The organism is Nocardia arseniciresistens, from assembly GCF_046764875.1.
Lineage (GTDB): Bacteria > Actinomycetota > Actinomycetes > Mycobacteriales > Mycobacteriaceae > Nocardia > Nocardia arseniciresistens.
The window spans coordinates 95,168-110,046 of record NZ_JBKORD010000017.1 but is presented as its reverse complement, the minus strand read 5'-3'; the positions used below and the strand labels follow the sequence as shown (position 1 = coordinate 110,046).

At 65.0% G+C, this 14,879-nt stretch carries 17 protein-coding genes; 10 read left to right on the top strand and 7 right to left on the bottom strand.

All coding sequences use genetic code 11. The features are described from left to right. Positions 1-72: 72 nt before the first annotated feature. The 6 genes from ACLMAJ_RS28835 to ACLMAJ_RS28810 all read left to right on the top strand — a co-directional run bounded on the left by ACLMAJ_RS28835 (position 73) and on the right by ACLMAJ_RS28810 (position 5,186). Positions 73-837, top strand: coding sequence for an IclR family transcriptional regulator (locus ACLMAJ_RS28835; protein ID WP_412016996.1), 765 nt, complete (start codon positions 73-75; stop codon positions 835-837). A 112-nt stretch (positions 838-949) separates the two neighbouring features. Then, positions 950-2,476: a glycerol kinase GlpK gene (glpK, locus tag ACLMAJ_RS28830; RefSeq protein ID WP_412016995.1), complete on the top strand. Its 1,527-nt coding sequence runs from the start codon at positions 950-952 to the stop codon at positions 2,474-2,476. A 259-nt stretch (positions 2,477-2,735) separates the two neighbouring features. After that, positions 2,736-3,587, top strand: a complete 852-nt coding sequence (locus ACLMAJ_RS28825) for a class I SAM-dependent methyltransferase (protein WP_412016994.1) — start codon at positions 2,736-2,738, stop codon at positions 3,585-3,587. Positions 3,588-3,660: 73 nt separating this feature from the next. Continuing rightward, positions 3,661-4,347 carry a GntR family transcriptional regulator gene (locus ACLMAJ_RS28820; protein ID WP_412016993.1) on the top strand — a complete coding sequence of 229 codons (687 nt, stop codon included), beginning with the start codon at positions 3,661-3,663 and terminating at the stop codon, positions 4,345-4,347. 144 nt (positions 4,348-4,491) lie between these two features. After that, positions 4,492-4,842, top strand: coding sequence for a hypothetical protein (locus tag ACLMAJ_RS28815; protein WP_412016992.1), 351 nt, complete (start codon positions 4,492-4,494; stop codon positions 4,840-4,842). Continuing rightward, positions 4,839-5,186: a hypothetical protein gene (locus tag ACLMAJ_RS28810; protein ID WP_412016991.1), complete on the top strand. Its 348-nt coding sequence runs from the start codon at positions 4,839-4,841 to the stop codon at positions 5,184-5,186. Before ACLMAJ_RS28815 ends, ACLMAJ_RS28810 begins: the two co-directional genes overlap by 4 nt. A 9-nt stretch (positions 5,187-5,195) precedes the next feature. Here the strand turns inward: ACLMAJ_RS28810 and ACLMAJ_RS28805 are convergent, their stop codons facing one another. From ACLMAJ_RS28805 to ACLMAJ_RS28795, 3 genes are all read right to left on the bottom strand, one after another. After that, the gene (locus ACLMAJ_RS28805) at positions 5,196-5,552 is read right to left on the bottom strand and encodes a VOC family protein (RefSeq protein ID WP_412016990.1); all 357 of its coding nucleotides are present in this window, start codon (positions 5,550-5,552) and stop codon (positions 5,196-5,198) included. Between the two features lie 61 nt (positions 5,553-5,613). Continuing rightward, positions 5,614-6,165: an antibiotic biosynthesis monooxygenase gene (locus tag ACLMAJ_RS28800; RefSeq protein WP_412016989.1), complete on the bottom strand. Its 552-nt coding sequence runs from the start codon at positions 6,163-6,165 to the stop codon at positions 5,614-5,616. A 205-nt stretch (positions 6,166-6,370) separates the two neighbouring features. Then, positions 6,371-7,600: an MFS transporter gene (locus tag ACLMAJ_RS28795; RefSeq protein ID WP_412016988.1), complete on the bottom strand. Its 1,230-nt coding sequence runs from the start codon at positions 7,598-7,600 to the stop codon at positions 6,371-6,373. Positions 7,601-7,686: 86 nt separating this feature from the next. On the opposite strand from ACLMAJ_RS28795, the gene ACLMAJ_RS28790 reads away from it, so the two are divergent. Then, positions 7,687-8,139 (top strand): winged helix-turn-helix transcriptional regulator, encoded by a 453-nt coding sequence (locus ACLMAJ_RS28790; RefSeq protein ID WP_412016987.1) that lies wholly within the window; start codon positions 7,687-7,689, stop codon positions 8,137-8,139. A 182-nt stretch (positions 8,140-8,321) separates the two neighbouring features. Here the strand turns inward: ACLMAJ_RS28790 and ACLMAJ_RS28785 are convergent, their stop codons facing one another. Further along, positions 8,322-8,639 (bottom strand): hypothetical protein, encoded by a 318-nt coding sequence (locus ACLMAJ_RS28785; RefSeq protein ID WP_412016986.1) that lies wholly within the window; start codon positions 8,637-8,639, stop codon positions 8,322-8,324. Between the two features lie 235 nt (positions 8,640-8,874). Between ACLMAJ_RS28785 and add the strand changes: the two genes are divergently transcribed. Further along, positions 8,875-9,900, top strand: coding sequence for an adenosine deaminase (gene add, locus ACLMAJ_RS28780; RefSeq protein ID WP_412016985.1), 1,026 nt, complete (start codon positions 8,875-8,877; stop codon positions 9,898-9,900). Positions 9,901-10,115: 215 nt separating this feature from the next. Here the strand turns inward: add and ACLMAJ_RS28775 are convergent, their stop codons facing one another. Then, positions 10,116-11,042, bottom strand: a complete 927-nt coding sequence (locus ACLMAJ_RS28775; RefSeq protein ID WP_412016984.1) for an RraA family protein — start codon at positions 11,040-11,042, stop codon at positions 10,116-10,118. A gap of 141 nt (positions 11,043-11,183) precedes the next feature. Here ACLMAJ_RS28775 and ACLMAJ_RS28770 point away from each other — a divergent pair, with 141 nt between their 5' ends. Then, a complete protein-coding gene (locus ACLMAJ_RS28770; RefSeq protein ID WP_412016983.1) occupies positions 11,184-11,495 on the top strand; it encodes an EthD family reductase in 312 nt (103 codons plus the stop codon). A 380-nt stretch (positions 11,496-11,875) separates the two neighbouring features. Next, positions 11,876-12,871: an alpha/beta fold hydrolase gene (locus tag ACLMAJ_RS28765; RefSeq protein WP_412016982.1), complete on the top strand. Its 996-nt coding sequence runs from the start codon at positions 11,876-11,878 to the stop codon at positions 12,869-12,871. A 198-nt stretch (positions 12,872-13,069) separates the two neighbouring features. On the opposite strand, the gene murQ is transcribed toward ACLMAJ_RS28765, so the two are convergent. Further along, positions 13,070-13,963: an N-acetylmuramic acid 6-phosphate etherase gene (gene murQ / locus ACLMAJ_RS28760; protein WP_412016981.1), complete on the bottom strand. Its 894-nt coding sequence runs from the start codon at positions 13,961-13,963 to the stop codon at positions 13,070-13,072. Between the two features lie 49 nt (positions 13,964-14,012). Beyond that, positions 14,013-14,876: a MurR/RpiR family transcriptional regulator gene (locus ACLMAJ_RS28755; RefSeq protein WP_412016980.1), complete on the bottom strand. Its 864-nt coding sequence runs from the start codon at positions 14,874-14,876 to the stop codon at positions 14,013-14,015. Between the last annotated feature and the right edge of the window lie 3 nt (positions 14,877-14,879).

Here is a 14,879-nt window from a genome sequence, read left to right as displayed (position 1 = left end):
GATGGTGTTGCCCCGCGATTACTGCGCGTTCGACATTGTCGAACCAGACGGTTCGGAGTTAAGTTTCCGGTTATGCCGGGCTCCATCCAATCGATCGAGCGAGCGGCGGCCATCCTGCGGCTGCTCGCTCGCGGTTCCGGCCGCCTCGGCGTCGGGGACATCGCGGGCGCGCTCGGTCTGGCCAAACCCACCGCGCACGGCATCCTGCGCACCCTGCACGGAGTCGGGTTCGTCGCACAGGACCCGGCCACCGGCAAATACCAACTCGGTGCCACGCTGCTGCACCTGGGCACCAGCTATCTCGATGCCAACGAACTGCGCTCACGGGCGATCAACTGGGCTGACGGGCTTGCCGCGCGCACGGGGGCGTCGGTGCGCATCGGCACCCCTGCCGAGGCGAAGGTGGTGGTCGTCCACCACGTCTTCCGTCCCGACCACACCGAACAGGCTCTCGAAGTCGGTGAACTGCTTCCTGCGCACGCGACCGCGCTCGGCAAAGTGCTGCTGGCCTACGACACTGACCTGGCCGCGGCGGTGCGCGCCAGCGATCTGCCGTCGCTCACCCGCAGGACCATCGTCGATCGCGCTACCCTCGCCCGTGCGCTTGCCGGGGTGCGGCGGGCCGGATGGGCCGGTGACACCGAGGAATTCAGACCCGGCGAGGCGGGCATCGCGGCACCGATCCGTGCCCACGGTGGCCTGGTGGTCGGTGCCATCGGCATCAGCGGCCCCGTTGATCGACTTTGCGACTCGCAGCTGCGGCCGCGGCCCGCACTGGTCGCCGATGTGCTCGACGCCGCGCACGCCGTCTCGCGTGATCTCGGTGCCGGACACTGAGCTCCCGGCGCGCGACCGCAAGTGGTTCACCGGCGGCGGTGATGCTCCGAATGCGCTCTGCTCGAACACAACCCGCGTACTCGGCAACCATCCTGACAGGAAGTAGCTGCGGATGACCCAACGTTTTGTGCTGGCGATCGATCAGGGCACCACCTCCACCCGGTGCATCCTGTTCGATCAGCGAGCCCGCCTCGTGGGTGTCGCGCAGCGTGAACATCAGCAGCACTATCCGCGGCCGGGCTGGGTCGAGCAGGACGCGATGGAGATCTGGCGCAATGTCGAGCGCATCGTGCCGCAAGCGTTGCGCGATTCCGGCATCACCGTCGATCAGATCGCGGCCATCGGCATCGCCAACCAGCGCGAGACCACCGTCGTATGGGATCGCCGCACCGGCATCCCGGTGTGGCGCGCCATCGTGTGGCAGGACGTGCGCACCGAAGAGCTCGTGGGTGACTTCGAGGCGAAACCCGGGTCCGACCGTATCCGCGAACTGTGCGGGCTGCCGCTGGCCACCTACTTCGCGGCACCACGCCTGCGCTGGCTGCTGGATGCCCTTCCGGGCCTACGCGAGCGCGCCGAACGCCGTGAAGTCCTCTTCGGCACCATGGAAACCTGGCTGATCTGGAACCTGACCGGTGGCATCGACGGCGGCAGCCATTTCACCGACGTCACCAACGCCAGCCGCACCCTGCTGATGAACCTCGCGACCCTCACCTGGGACAAGGAGTTGCTCGACTTCTTCGGTATCCCCGCGGCGATGCTGCCCGAGATCCAGCCCTCGACCGGCGACTACGGCAACACCCGCCGCGTCGTTCCCGGCATCCGCATCGCCGCCGCCCTCGGTGACCAGCACGCCGCCCTGTTCGGTCAAACCTGCTTCGCCCGTGGGGAAACCAAGTGCACCTACGGAACCGGCGGATTCCTGATGATGAACACCGGCACCGAAATGGTGCAATCCACCCACGGCCTGCTCACCACCATCGGCTACCAGATCGACCCCGAACCCGTCTACGCCCTGGAAGGCCCGATCGCCGTCACCGGCTCCCTTGTCCAATGGGTCCGCGACAATATCGGCCTGGTTGCCAGCGCCCCCGAAATCGAAACCCTCGCTCGCACAGTAGAAGACAACGGTGGCTGCTACATCGTCCCCGCCTTCTCCGGTCTCTACGCCCCGCACTGGCGCAGCGACGCCCGCGGCCTCATCATCGGGCTGACCTCCTACATCACCAAGGGGCACCTGGCCCGCGCCGTCCTGGAAGCCACCGCATGGCAGACCCGCGAAGTCGTGGACGCCATGAACGCCGACTCCGGCCTGCACGCGCGCACCCTGCGGGTAGACGGCGGCATGACCTCCGACAACCTGCTCATGCAAATCGTCGCCGATGTCCTCGACATCCCCGTGATGCGCCCCTTCGTTCCCGAAACCGTCTCTCTCGGAGCCGCTTACGCCGCAGGGCTCGCCGTCGGCTACTGGCCCGACCTGGAAGGTCTGCGCAACAACTGGCGCCTGGCAGGGCAGTGGGTGCCGCAGATGGATCCGGAATCGCGTGCAGAGGAATACGACAACTGGAAGCGCGCCGTGGCCCTCACCTTCGGCTGGTCGCGTTCGAAACGGGCCCGCGGCCTGCGGGAGTCCTGAACTGTCGTCGCGAGCACCGACGTGATCGGGCCGCGAGCAGGGCTACACCGAGGGCATCAAGGGCGGCGGGCAGTTCCCCTCCGGCAAGCAGGCATGGCTGTACGCCTGCCAGGAGGGTGTGCGTCAGCCAGGCTGATCGGCAGTCGCGGCGGATCGAGGCCGCGCGCACATGCGGTAGCCAGCCCGACGAAAGATACTGTTGGGCAACAGATTTGCCGTTGATGCTGTGATGGATGGGCGGGGCGGTCAGAATCAAGGGGTGACCGAATACCTACTATCGACTGCCCGGCGCGATGAACTCGCCGCACTTCTCGACGACGACATGCGGTTTCGGGCCGAGTATCCGGCGGTGGCGGACTACCTCGACACGGCTCCTCGGTTGTCGGGAAGCGGAGATGACGAGGCCGATCGCGAGTTCGACATTCGGCTGCTGCATTACATGACCGGCGGGCCCAGCGAAAACCCGTACTGGGACATCGTTGCACCCGCAATCACGGATGGCGCCTTGGCGAGCGCGTCCCGCCGAGTGGTGAACGGGGGCCGGGACAACGGGAGCGCTCGGCTGGGCTACGCGCAGACCGTTCTACAGGCTGCCTACGCCTACGCGATTCCCGCGCCGCAGACGCTGCGCTGGATCGTGGAGATGTGCGACGGGCGCCGCGTGCTCGAAGTCGGTGCGGGTCGCGGATACTGGGCCGATCAGATTGCTCGGACGGGGGGCGAGGTCGTGGCATTCGATGCCGAGCCGCCCGGCGCCGCCGACAACGTGTCCTTTCCAGTCGCCCCGGGACAGCCCGCCACCTGGTGTGACGTCGGTGACCTCGGCGAGCTGAAAGCACTGCGCGCCGCGGGCGAAGAAGGCGACGGCGCGCTGTTGTTGTGCTGGCCGCCTGGCTGGGGCAACACCATGGCCTCGGAAGCGCTCGCGTCCTACCAGCGGGCCGGCGGCGATCGCGTCATCTATATCGGTGAACCGCGCGGCGGGAAAACGGCGGACGACGCGTTCTTCGAGGCTCTCGATGCCGATTGGCAGTTGCTCGACCAGGATTCGGACTTCGTCGCATGGTGGAATCTGGACGACACCGCGCAGTGCTGGCGCCGGCACTCCTGATTTTCGGCGTTTCGGACCTGTGTATACACAGTGACCTATACACTCGGCTCACGTTGTTCGAAAGGATATCGCGATGCCGGAACCCGCATATGTCTCTATCGCCGGCGAGATCGCGAAGCAGATCAGGACCGGAAAGCTTTCGCCTGGTACCCAGCTGCACAGTTATTCGGAACTGGCGGAGCTGTATGGCGTCTCGGGTGTTGTCGTCCGTCAGGCGATCGCACTGCTGCTCAGTCAGGGGCTTGTCCGTACTGTTGCGCGCAAGGGAACTTTCGTGTCGGAGCGACCCGATCTGGTCCGGGTATCTCCCGAGCGACAGTTCGAAAGTGCGGAGGGTTCTTTCGGTAACGAGTCGGATCGTCCTGTCCGCGTAGATCGCGACGTTCGCAGGGTTCCAGCGGGCGGCTTCGCGGAGGTGCTCGGCATTGCTCCCCACGACGAGGTAACGCATGTGATCACCCGAGTCACCGAGGACGGGCGACCGATCTCGATCTCCGATACCTACCAACCGGTCGACCACGTCCAGAAGGCTCCCGCGTATCTGGAGGAGACGATCGCCGACCGCCATCCCGCCCCGGCGCACGCGAGGTGGCTCGGTACCGCCGCCGGTGAACTCGTCAAGACCGTGCACCAGAGATTTATCAATGCGGCCGATGAAGTGGTGATGATCTCGCATGTCAGCTACCCGCGGGATCGCTACAGCGCCTTCGTGTTCCGCATGAGACTCGATCACGACCCGGAGGTGGACGGCTTCACATAGCAGACCGATCAGGAGTGGGCCCACGATCGCTCCGGGCCTCGAAAAGAGTGGCTCCCGGTGGTTCCAGCCACCGGGGCCAAGACACCGAAGCGGTTCCAGCCGCTTCAGCCTCCACACACCTCAGAAGATTGGGCCCCCTGAAGCATGTCCAGCGTAGCTGGCCGGGATGCGATGAAACGCGCGATCGGTTTCCTCCGGCGCGACATCTCCGGCGACGACCGGGAGGTCGACGAGAAAGCGATCAACGATCTCGCGGCGGCGCAAGGCTACCGGGTCGACACTGTCCTGACCGTCGGCCCGGATGTCCCACACCCGTTCGGCCGGATCCTGGTGGCGGTCAGTAGAATCGACGCCGACGCGGTGATCACCCCGAGCCCCGCGCACGTGGCCGACTTCACCCGCGCGCTGCTCGTGGTGGCCGACCTCATCACCGTGACCCCGCAACAAACCCTGCGCCGCGGTGTCCGCCACAGCACCGAAACCGAACGTCCATGACGAGCTGGCAGTGGATCCTCGTCATGCTGGTCGGCATCGCGGTCACCGCCGTTGCCGCACTGATCGTGGCGTCGGTCCGCAGTGAACGCCAAGATGAGCCCAACCCCAACAAGTCTCGCGACCGATTCGACGGCGAGATGTTCTGCGCGCTCGGATGGCCGACGGCCGAGGTCGCGCTGTGGGACGCGGCCGAAGCCTTCAGTATCGACGAGGCACACACGCTGATGCGCGCACACCGAGACTGTCGGCTCGAATCATGCCCTTGGAAGCGAGTCGCCTTCCGGAACCTGGTGGCCGCGGGACGGATAAAGCCCGACCTCCGATCCGAGAGGTACGCGCGATGATGGCGCGCGCTACTCGGTGTCCTTGAACTGGAGCAGGCCGAGGGAGTTCTTGCTGGGGTCCTCGAACCATGCCGCGAGTGCGAAGCCGACATCGGCGACGCCGTCGACGGTGTTCAGGTCGGGGAACTCCAGGACCTCGACACCGCGGGCGCGCAGATCGGCGACCTCGGCGGCGATGTCCTCGACGCGCCACACCACCTTGGTCGCTTTATCCGCCGTTCCGACAATGCTTTTGGTGACGACCAGCCTGCTGTCACCACCGGACCGGAATGTGATGAATTGTGCGGGATCCTCGATGATGACCTCGAAACCCAACTGGCGACCGTAGAAATCTCTGGCGGCCTCGAGATCGGTCGCGAGCAACATAGGATCCACCGCGTGCTTATTGAGCATCACAAACCTTTACATCATTGTTCATCGGGTGTATTCATCGCCGCAACCAATCGCCGAGCCTAGCGGTCAGTGCCGGCATGACGATCCATGTCATGATCGGGATGGTAACGCTCATCGTCAGCGCCATCCCGAGCGGAAGCGGCCAACCGCTGGTCAGCGGTCGCAAACCGACGGTGAGACCGAGCACGACCGGATAGAGCACGCCGAAGGTGATCAGCGCCATCTTCCAGCGTTGCGGCGGTGCGGGCGGGGCATAGCCGGGATTGACGAACCAGCCCTCCCAGCCGTCGACCGAGCGCACGGTCGCCGTGGTGCCGTCGTCGAGCAGCTCATCGATTCGCGCGGCGATCAGCGTTCGCCGTTCGGAGCCCATCCACGCCGCGTGCTCGGCGTAGCCGCGATACCGGAAAATAACCTCATAGACCCCGCCGCCGTCGGGACGCAGCACATCGACGCCTAAATGGCCCTCGAATCCTCTTGCTGCCGTATTCATCTCATGCAGTAGAGCCTCGAACTGGTTCACCTTCTCCGCTGGCACCGTCCTGCTGATACGAGTGCTGACGGGCTCGGCGACCTCACCGCCCACCAAACTGAACCTCTCACCCATGAAGCATCGGCCGTGTTCAGGCCACGACCGCAATTAGACAGCAGAATCGAATCCGCAGACGGTTTTCTGCTCACGGCACAAGAGGCGGCTGCTTGCGGTCAAGGCGCCGCGCGCCGCCTACGCCGGGTAGGCCGCGATTTGTCCACCGGCGCATTCGAATCGAGTATGAACAGCTGCCGTTCGGTCACGACCGTGGCGTCGAATCTTGTGAAACCTGTACGAACTTCAGTGATGTTGTGACAGTGCGTGAGGTGCCCACGAGGTGTGTCAGTCCCCACGCCAGCAAGCCGGACGCAGCATAGAAGGCACCGAGCAGGCAGGAGGTCCACCATCCCCATGAGGTGTACGCCCAAGCGGTCGTGACCGCTCCGAGGGCGGACCCGAGGGAGTAGAAGGCCATGTAGGCGCCGATGACGCTGCTGGCGCGATCGGGATGCGCGGTGGTCAGCAACTGCTGGCTGCTGACGTGCACGGCTTGGACAGCGAAGTCGAGCACGATGATTCCGGCGATGAGCAGTACCAGAGTCGTCCCCGTCTGAGCGATGAGCAGCCAGGACACGGCGAGTATCAGCAGCGACCAACCACTGAGCGCCTGGGCATGACCGGTATCGGCCCATCTGCCCGCCCTGGCGGCACCGAGGGCTCCAGCGAGGCCCGCCAATCCGAAGAGCCCGATCTCGGTGGTACCGAGAGACCAGGGTTCGGCACCGAGCGGGAGCGCGAGGCCGCTCCAGAGAGTTCCGAAAGATGCGAAGAGGAAGAAGGTGATCACGCCCCGGCTCAGGAGCAGTCGATCCGTTGCCACCAGACGCCCCATCGACACCAGGATCTGCGCGTAGCGCTCGTCGGAGGTTCTGACGTCCGGGCGCAGGCCCGCCCGGACGATGACGGCGAGCGCCGCACACAGTATGGCGAGCAGCACGTAGACAGCTCGCCAGCCGACCGTGTCACCCAGCACCCCCGCGATGACGCGAACACCGAGGATTCCGATCACCACACCTGAGGTGACCGCGCCGATGTTGCGGCCGCGCTCATCGGGCGCGGACACGGCAGCGGCATAGGCGACCGTCACCTGCACGACGACCGCGAACACTCCGGCGACCGCAAGCCCCACCACCGCGACTACGCCGTTCGGCGCAGCGGCCGTGATCGCGGCCCCCACCGCGGTGAGCGCGAGAAGCCCGCCGATGAGCCGACGTCGGTTCAGCAGATCGCCGAGCGGCACCAGCAGAATCAGCCCGGCGAAGTAGCCGATCTGCCCGGCGGCGACCAGCCAGCCTAGCGACCGCGGCGGTAACCCCAGCTCGGCACCGGCCGTTTCCAAGATCGGCTGGATCGCATAGATCGCCGACACCGCCACGGCGCACACCGATGCCAGAACCAACCGCTGCGGTCGCGTGACCCGTGTCGTCATCACATCTCCAAAATGGTAGCAAAATGAAACCAATTTATAGAGTAGGCAATAATGGTTTCGAATTGCAACCCAAAAGGAGGCGGCCCATGACGCCCACGTCCAGCGCCGACCGCGAGTGGACCGACCCCACCTGCCCGGTCGCTCGAACCGTCGACCTGGTGGGTGACCGGTGGAGCCTGCTCATCGTTCGCGACGCCATGGATGGACCGGCGTCATTCACCGACTTCCGGCGGCGACTCGGGATCGCCCGCAACATCCTCACCGACCGTCTGCGCCGGCTCGTCGAGCACGGCATCCTCACCACCAGCGCCACTCCGAGCGGCAAACGGCACGTCTACGAGCTGACCCGCGCCGGCCAGGATCTGTTCACCACCATCGTGGCCTTGCGGCAGTGGGGCGAGCGCCACGCCTTCGCAGACGGTGAGCCGCACTCGACACTCGTGGGCCGCGACGGTGAACGCATTGCCGAGTTGCATCCCCAAAGCGCGACCGGTGCGCGGGTCACGGCCGAAACCACGAACGTGCGGCGAGCGGGCTGAGATGAAGCCTGGTCGGAGACGCTCCTCGGCGAGGCACATCGGCGCACCGGGCGCGCGTCCGAAACGGGCGGCGTCGGTGAAAGTGGTTCAGCGACAATAGAAGTCGCAAGGCGCCAGTGACAAAGTCGAGTTGGTGGCGTCGCATCCCGCGGCGAGCTGCCGGGGAGTGGGCGGGCCAAAGCTCAGATCGGGGTCTGTTTCGCGGTCGTCAGCTCGGCGGAGCGATGCAACCGGGGTTCGACGGTGGCCGGGGTGGTTCCTTCGGCTTTCAGGCCCATCAGATGCGCGCGTAGTTCGGAATATGGTCCTGATGCAGGGATTTCCCATACGTCGGTCGTCGAAGCACGCATAGGTAGTTCGCGATATCGGCTCGGGTGCGCGATCCGGCGGCGAACTACCTCGCGTAGCACCGCCTGCTCGTCTCGGGCTGTGAGCACGCCGAACGCGATCCCGGCTAGCAGCGCGATCGCCATCGCCGCCAAGAGCGCTACCACCGTCATGGGTTCACCTTTTTCTTCGCGCCGCAAACCCCTGAGCATGCCCGATTGGGCGCAGTAGTTCGGCCGGTCGTCGGCGAGGAACCGCGATCGGTCGGGTTGCGCAAAAGCTCTAGGGTGACACTCTTTTCATCACGATCGACCGTGCCGGTGTTACGGGTTCGCTGCGACGATTTCGCGCGATACGGGATCAATTCCCCTTAGTGCCGCGCAGTGCGGAACGAGGGATGATGTGTTCATGTCATCGGATCTCGCCACGTTCATTCGGGGCCTGCCCAAGGCCGAGTTGCACCTGCACTTGGAAGGCACGCTGGAACCGGAGCTGAAATTTCTGCTGGCTCAGCGCAACGGCATCGAACTGGCCGAGAAGACCGTCGACGAGGTCAAACAGACCTACAAGTTCCACGACCTCACTTCGTTCCTCCAGGTCTACTACCCGGCCATGCGGGTGCTGCAACAATCGCAGGACTTCCACGACCTTGCCTTCGACTACCTGACCCGCGCGCACGCCGACGGGATCCGGCATGTAGAGATGTTCTTCGATCCGCAGGCGCACACCGGCCGCGGCGTCGCCTTCGCCACCGTGATCACCGGATACCGGTCGGCCATCATGCGGGCGCGCCGCGAGTTCGGAATCTCCGCCGAGCTGATCCTGTGTTTCCTGCGCGACCACTCCGCCGAGTACGCGATGGCGACACTGCTCGAAGCGCTGCCCTACAAGGACTGGATCATCGGAGTCGGTCTGGACTCCGATGAGCGCGGCAACCCGCCGAGCAAATTCGCCGCTGTCTTCGCCCGCGCCCGTCGCGAAGGCTTCCTGCTCACCATGCATTGCGACATCGACCAGACCGACTCGATCGAGCACATCCGCCAAGCCATGGAAGACATCGGCGTCGATCGCATCGACCACGGCACCAACATCATCGAAGACGACCGCCTCGTCGAACTCGCCAAGTCCAAAGGCATCGGCCTTACCTGCTGCCCGGTCTCCAATTCGTTCGTCACCGAACAAATGAAGTCGACCGAAATCCTCACCCTGCTCGACCGCGGCCTGACCGTCACCATCAACAGCGACGACCCCTCGTACTTCGACGCCTACGCGGCGGACAACTACCTCGCCCTCGCCGCGCACGCCGGTCTGGACACCGACCGATTGGTCGAGCTGGCAAAGAACTCCTTCCGGGCGTCGTGGATTACACCCGCCCGGTTGGAGGAATTCCTGCGCGAGATCGACGCTTACGTAGCGAGTAGCCACGACTCCTGACGCCTGTACCCATGGGGGCGCAGTCAGCTTCAGCACCTACTCGCCGTCCGCTTCGGCGATCCACGCCTGATTCTCGGCACCGTGCCATCTAGCCACGAATTTCTATACACCACACCCGGTTTCATTATTTACCACACGCGTATGACGTTAGTGAAGACGATCAGTGCTGAGCTGACGATCACCTCCGCGACTTTCGATTTGTTGTGACCTCGACGTCAGGTTAGAAATTCGAGCGAGGAAGGCTTGCCGTCACGCAAAGCTTCGGTGTGCTCAGCGACGTTGAGGCCGTCGCTCAGGTGCGATCCCGCGTTCAAGCGGGCGATGACGGTGGCTTCGGCTTCCTTGATGGCGGCTGCTGAGTCGAGCAGGGCTTCGGCTCGCGTGGGGTCGAGGACGATGATGCCTTCGTCGTCGGCGAGGATCAGGTCGCCGGGGGCAATCGGGACGCCGCCGCAGATTATCGGAATTCGGAGGTCGCCGAGGGCGGCGGTGGAGCCTGCCATGGGGGTGATGAAGCGGCTGTAGATCGGGAGTTCGCAGGAGCGGACGTAGGTGATGTCGCGGTAGCCGGCGTCGATGATGATGCCGCCCAGGTTTCTGGCCAGCGCGCCTCGGGCGAACAACTCGCCTGCGAGGGCGATTTCTTTGCTGCCGCCGTCTACCACGATGACGTCACCGGGGGCCGCGGATTCGATGGCTCGTAGGACCGCGAAGAAGTCGTCGCGGCAGCGGACGGTGTATGCGGGTCCGCAGATTCTGGTGGTGGCGGAGCGGGCGCGAATTGCGCTGTCCAGCACGCGCGTTGCCTTGTCGGCGTCGCAGAGGGCGGTGGTGTCGACGGAAAGGAACTTCGTCGCGAGTTGGTCGGACGGCATCGGCAACTCCCTTTCGGGACTGGAAGTGTGTGGTCCAAGCGCCGCCAGCGCGGGCGGCGCGGACTCCGCCAAAGCCGCACCGGCCGTGGTCAATACGACGCTACGCGTGTTACGAACCAGCAGGCTCGTACCGAGTTCCGCCTCCAATCGGCGCATCCGGGCACTGAGTGCGGGCTGCGCGATACCGATCCGTGCGGCCGCGCGGGTGAAGTTCAACTCCTGCGCCAGCACCAGGAAGTACCGCAGGCTCACCGTATCCGGCGCCACGTGCCCTCCTTGTCGATTGATAACGATCCGTTCTGAGCCTATCCCGTCCCGGTCTTTCCCTCGACCACACATCAAGCCCTAACCTGCGCATATGACGATTCAACCGACCGAATCCCGTACCTAGCGATGCAGGAGGCAGTCATGCATAAGTTATTGGTCCTGTATCCCAAGCCCGCCGATCCTGACCACTTCCGCGACTACTACGTGACCAACCACCTTCCACTGGTCATGAAGTGGCCCGGCCTGCTTGCCTGGCGCTACAGCTTCGACGTGGCGGCGACCAACGGAGAAGCGCCATATTTCGCGGTCTTCGAAGCCGACTTCGCTGACGCCGCCGCCATGGCCGCGGCACGGTCGTCGCCGCAAGGCCAGCGCGTGTCCGCCGATGTCGTCAACTACGCCACCGGCGGTGTGGTCGTCATCCACTATCCGGTGCAGGACGGCATCGGCTGAGGCAGGACGGTACGCTCCGGGACGCGTTCGGTCGGCCGTTGCGGGCCAGGTCCGGCTATCGGCGGGACACCGTTCGCGGTTGCGAGCTGCGGCGGGCAAGCCGAGGGCGTTGTTTTGCTGATCCGATCCGATCCGATGAGATCGCACGGGCAGCTCTTCAAGCTGCCCGAGACTCGAGCAGCGGAATTACGCGGTTTGCACGGGCTGATGCCGAACACGGCGTCGGGCCCTTCGCTCGTCGATCCGAGGATGCAGCCCAAGGACTTTCCAACGCCGACAAGGGGTTTCGCCATGATTTCGACGAATCCGGGTCCGCACCACCACATGGGAACAATGCTCCGGGCGGCTCCGGTTCCGGCGGTGGCCCACTCGACACCGGAATGCCAGGAGGGCAAGAGCATCCTGGAGAATTCGTCGTCACCCTCCCGGACGGACACAGGTTGCAGTGCCGGGTCGAAGGACCGGAAGACGGGACACCGATATTTCAACTACACGGCGTGCCGGGCAGCCGCGTGGACACCGCCCCACCTGAGCTCCTCGATCGAGTAGGGGTACGACTGATCACCTACGACCGCCCGGGCTATAGCGGATCCGACCCACAGCAGGGTCTGAGGGTTGCCGATGTCGCCAAGCATGTCGAAGCGATCGCCGACCGTCTCGGGATCGATGAATTCGCCGTTGTGGGCCGATCCGGCGGGACGCCCTACGCGGCGGCAGTGGCGGCCGAACTACCAGGTCGGCTCACCAGGCTTGGGCTTCTCGTCCCCATTGCGTCCCCTGCTTTGATGAAGAACGAATTCTATGCGGGCATGACCCGGCAAGCACCCGGGTTGGCTGAGTCATTCGAGACAGTGACCGCGCAGAAATTCGCGAACTTCACCGCGAGTCCCACCGATCCGATGGGGATCATCGGTATTCCGTGGGACAGACTCGGCAGCGTCGATCGGGAAATCGTGGCCAAACACCCGGAAAATCTCTGCAATTCATACGCTGAAGGTTTGAGAAACGGGTACGGAGGCTGGGTCGAGGACTTGGAAACTTATAGGAGGGACAGACCTTGGGGGCTTGAAATCGGCGACATCGAATGTCCGACGACTGTTTGGACTGCGAGCGGGGACGGATTCACGCCCTCGGCGCATGCCGAAACAATCGCCGGACAGCTTTCGTCCGGGCAGGGTCGGCTGTATATGGTTCCCGGCGAGGAAGTGGGGCATTTCGGTGCACAGGAGATAAAGCCCGGTGTGTACGCGTGGCTGGCCGGAAGGGAGGATTTGACGCTATTCCCGACCGACCTACCCCCGAATCATCCACCTGGAGTGCCTGTCCGTACCGCACTCGAACACTGGACGAACCTCGCCGACCCGAGCGCCGGATGACCGGTTCCCGCGCTGCAAGCGGTCCACGACGCCCAAGTTGTGGAACCCGACTCGGATCAGCACAACGTGCGGCGTCCGATCCGATCGCACACGGTTCGCCGCGCCGTCGACCGAGCGCACATCATGCTTGCTCTCGGCGCCGTCGACCGTGCACATCGGCACTTGCCGCTGGGGACTGCTGCGCTGCCAGGCTCCCTTTCACGGGACCGCGGTGCGCACGAAGCCCTTCGTTTCCACGAGCAGCGTGCGTGCGGCCGCCGCGTCGACCCCGGCGAGCTGCATGACGATGGCGGTCTTCGGGTGCCCGCCAGCGGCATCCAGAAGGGCTGCGGCAGTGGGTAAATCGATACCAGTGGCCTCCGCGACGATACGACGGGCGCGGTCGACGAGCTTGGCGTTGGTCGGGTTCACATCGACCATCAGGTTGCCGTAGACCTTGCCGAGCTGAACCATGGTCGCGGTCGAAAGCATGTTGCAGACCATCTTCTGTGCTGTGCCCGCTTTGAGCCGGGTGGAACCCGTCAGTACCTCTGGGCCGGTCTCGATCTCAATGCCCACGTCGGCGTGCGCAGTCGATTCGGCGTTGCGGTTACACGAAATCGCGATCGTCGCAGCGCCGACCGTCCTTCCATACCGTAACGCCCCGATGGCGTAGGGGGTTCGACCGCTCGCTGCCAGCGCGACGACGACGTCGGCGGCGGTGAGGTTCGCCGCGGACAGGTCCTGTTCGGCGCGGACCGGATCATCTTCCGCGCCTTCGACCGCCTTCGAGAACGCGTCGGGGCCGCCCGCGATGATGCCGAGTACCTCACCCGGATCGACGCCGAAGGTCGGCGGGCATTCGACCGCGTCGAGCATACCGAGCCTGCCGCTGGTACCGGCACCGATATAGATCAACCGGCCTCCGTGCCTTCGCGCATCGACAATGAGGGCGACGGCGCGCGCGATCTCTGGAATCGCCTGGGCGACAGCCGAGGCCACGCCCGCGTCTTCGGCGTTCATAGTGCGCAGCAACTCCTCGACCGGCATCGAGTCGAATGCGGTGGTGCGCGGGTTGGAAAGCTCCGTGGTCAGTGATCCGATCGTGTTCACTTCGCCTCCTATGTGTCGCGAGAGTTGATCTGAGCCTGGCGAATACGGCTCACCGGACCTCCTTCGTTCGACGATCCGCGACCGCGTCATACGTGCGACGCAGCGCGGCGGGCGCGGACGGTGTGCGTTGCAGGACACTGACGTAGAGGGTGTCGACGATCAAGAGTTGGCTCATTCGACTCGCCATGGCCGCGGAGCGGAAACCGTCCTCCCGCCCGGCCACGAGAACTATGTGCGCTGCCGAACGTGCCAGTCGCGACTGGACTCCGGCCGTCACGGCGACCGTTGTCGACCGCGCGCTCGCCGCGCGCTCGACCGCTTCGACTACTCCAGCGGTCTCACCGGAATGGGAGAAGGCGACGGTGACGTCACCCGCCTCCAGCAGACTCGCCTGCATGAGCGCATCGTCCTCTGATGTGCAAGCGCTGCACCACATTCCGATACGAGTGAGCTTCTGCGCCATGTCCATCGCGACCAGTCCGGACGCGCCGATGCCGATGAGTTGCACGCGCCGCGCCCCGACCAGCGCGTCGACGACCGCCTCCATGGTCGCGGGGTCGGCGAGTTCCGCGGTCGCCAACATCCCCTCGGTCTCGAAGGCGGTCAGCTTGTGCAGCACCTTCGACAACTCGTCGTCGGCGTCGATGTCGGTCGCGAATACCGGCGATCTGTCCTCGGTACCCGCGGCGGCCAGCGCGAGGCGCAGCTGTGGATAGCCGTCGTAGCCGAGCATTTTGGCCAGCCGGACGACCGCGGAGGTGCTCGTCGAGGACCGTTCCGCGAGCTGGGTCACCGTCAGCTGCGCGGCACCCGACGGGTCGTGCTGGATCACGCGTGCGACCTTCAGCCCGCTCGGGGTCGCCCGCGGGATCGCCGCGAGGAGCCGGGTGCGGATGTCATCACCCTCTGCCATGTT

What these genes read in the sequence shown, in the direction of transcription:
- ACLMAJ_RS28770 (WP_412016983.1), top strand. Translation starts at nt 11,184, where the DNA reads ATGCATAAGTTATTGGTCCTGTATCCCAAGCCCGCCGATCCTGACCAC.
- ACLMAJ_RS28790 (WP_412016987.1), top strand. Translation starts at nt 7,687, where the DNA reads ATGACGCCCACGTCCAGCGCCGACCGCGAGTGGACCGACCCCACCTGC.
- glpK (WP_412016995.1), top strand. Translation starts at nt 950, where the DNA reads ATGACCCAACGTTTTGTGCTGGCGATCGATCAGGGCACCACCTCCACC.
- add (WP_412016985.1), top strand. Translation starts at nt 8,875, where the DNA reads ATGTCATCGGATCTCGCCACGTTCATTCGGGGCCTGCCCAAGGCCGAG.
- ACLMAJ_RS28755 (WP_412016980.1), bottom strand. Translation starts at nt 14,876, where the DNA reads ATGGCAGAGGGTGATGACATCCGCACCCGGCTCCTCGCGGCGATCCCG.
- ACLMAJ_RS28810 (WP_412016991.1), top strand. Translation starts at nt 4,839, where the DNA reads ATGACGAGCTGGCAGTGGATCCTCGTCATGCTGGTCGGCATCGCGGTC.
- ACLMAJ_RS28795 (WP_412016988.1), bottom strand. Translation starts at nt 7,600, where the DNA reads ATGACGACACGGGTCACGCGACCGCAGCGGTTGGTTCTGGCATCGGTG.
- ACLMAJ_RS28815 (WP_412016992.1), top strand. Translation starts at nt 4,492, where the DNA reads ATGTCCAGCGTAGCTGGCCGGGATGCGATGAAACGCGCGATCGGTTTC.
- ACLMAJ_RS28835 (WP_412016996.1), top strand. Translation starts at nt 73, where the DNA reads ATGCCGGGCTCCATCCAATCGATCGAGCGAGCGGCGGCCATCCTGCGG.
- ACLMAJ_RS28820 (WP_412016993.1), top strand. Translation starts at nt 3,661, where the DNA reads ATGCCGGAACCCGCATATGTCTCTATCGCCGGCGAGATCGCGAAGCAG.
- ACLMAJ_RS28765 (WP_412016982.1), top strand. Translation starts at nt 11,876, where the DNA reads ATGCCAGGAGGGCAAGAGCATCCTGGAGAATTCGTCGTCACCCTCCCG.
- ACLMAJ_RS28805 (WP_412016990.1), bottom strand. Translation starts at nt 5,552, where the DNA reads ATGTTGCTCGCGACCGATCTCGAGGCCGCCAGAGATTTCTACGGTCGC.
- ACLMAJ_RS28785 (WP_412016986.1), bottom strand. Translation starts at nt 8,639, where the DNA reads ATGACGGTGGTAGCGCTCTTGGCGGCGATGGCGATCGCGCTGCTAGCC.